1 protein-coding gene is annotated in these 492 nt (G+C 38.8%); it reads left to right on the plus strand.

Annotated features, from left to right (window positions below; translation table 11 throughout):
• Positions 1 to 81: 81 nt before the first annotated feature.
• The coding region (gene bcsG, locus HUS61_RS21225; protein WP_175086979.1) for a cellulose biosynthesis protein BcsG at positions 82 to 492 on the plus strand (411 nt) is incomplete at its 3' end.

Consider the following 492-nt stretch of genomic DNA (forward strand, 5'->3'; position numbering starts at 1 on the left):
AGTCGTGCTCTACCGAAAACTAACATTTAGGCATGTATTATTAACGCCTTATACGCCAAAACGACACAAGAAGGATAACAAGTGAGGCTTTCAGGATTAGGTTTTTGGAATTTATACTTTCTAGTTAAGTTTGTTCTGTATAGCCGAGGTGACATTTCTTTTGATTTATATGCAAACCTAGCATTTTTTGCTTTTCTAGCTATCTCTTTTCAACATATTTGGTTGTCTCGTATCAAACACGCTATGAGTGTGCTGATAGGTGCGGCTTTATTGTATCACGATTCGTGGTTGCCCCCGATTTCTAGGCTCACCAAGCAAGCTGGCAATGTACAAGACTTTAGCATCGGCTACTTTTTTGAGATCACAGCGCGCGTTGTTAGCCTCGATATGATTTTTGCGCTCTTTGCTTTAGTGGTTTTTTATTGGTTTACTGTTAAGTGGTTGCGTTACACCAGTATTTCAATAATTGGCTTTTTGTATGCGTTTTGGTTA

This window comes from Pseudoalteromonas sp. 0802, from assembly GCF_013350085.1.
Taxonomy (GTDB): domain Bacteria; phylum Pseudomonadota; class Gammaproteobacteria; order Enterobacterales; family Alteromonadaceae; genus Pseudoalteromonas.